A 426-nucleotide genomic window follows, 5' to 3' on the forward strand; every position below is an offset into this window, starting at 1 on the left:
ATGCGGCCAGCAGGTGCTGACCGGGGATCGCGCCGTCGCGAGAGCCTCGAAGGGTCTTGCCGTCGATGGAGATGTGTGTGAAGGCGGCCGGGTCGACGCGGCTGGCGATCCAGTACGAGAGGACGTGCTCCAGTTGGTCGGCGTCGAAGCGTCGCAGGGTGCGGGAGAGTGTGGAAACGGCCGGGGTCTTGCCGCGTGGGAAGCCGAGGGCATGGGCGAGGGCGGGTCCGTGCTGTCGCCCGAAGCGAGCGATGCCATTGAGGCTGGTGCGCCCCATGAGCATGGCGAGGGCGACGAGTCCGAGGAAGGGGGCGAGTGGGTGGATGAGGCCGTGCTTGCTGCGGGGATCGGGAACCGCCGCCAGGGCATCGACCAGGGTGCAAGGAGACATGGGTACCTTCCTGGCTGCGAGAAGGCGCCCCACCT

General features: G+C 68.8%; 1 protein-coding gene. It reads right to left on the reverse strand.

Annotation, left to right across the window (positions count from 1 at the left end):
• On the reverse strand, window positions 1–391 hold a 391-nt coding region (locus R5W23_RS11790; RefSeq protein ID WP_320686491.1), incomplete at its 3' end, for a transposase family protein.
• Between the last annotated feature and the right edge of the window lie 35 nt (window positions 392–426).

The organism is Gemmata algarum, assembly GCF_034097035.1.
GTDB classification, from domain to species: domain Bacteria; phylum Planctomycetota; class Planctomycetia; order Gemmatales; family Gemmataceae; genus Gemmata; species Gemmata algarum.